General features: G+C 59.2%; 1 pseudogene. It reads left to right on the top strand.

What is annotated here, in order from left to right:
- Nucleotides 1-267, top strand: a pseudogene (locus NE623_RS14550) (hypothetical protein); the annotation flags it as partial.

Raw genomic sequence — 267 nt, 5'->3', positions numbered from 1 at the left:
GCCCCGGTTCGCTGGTGAAAAGCAGTGCGCGGGGCGAGTACCAGCTTGCGGAGCACGACAGCTTCAAGATCAACGGCGAATCCAGTGTGTGGCACTGGAAAAGCCGTGACATTGGCGGCAAGTCGGCGCTGAAATATTTGATTTATGTGGAAGGTGTACCGTTCGTAGAGGCGGTGCAACTGCTGTGTGAGGAAAGCCCGATGTACATCCCAGTGCAGCATGAGGCGGTGGAACGCGAGCGCCCGCCGTTCCGTCTGCCGAACCCTG

Source organism: Gemmiger formicilis (assembly GCF_024462815.1).
Classification (GTDB): Bacteria; Bacillota; Clostridia; order Oscillospirales; family Ruminococcaceae; genus Gemmiger.
This window is presented reverse-complemented; position numbering and strand designations above follow the sequence as displayed.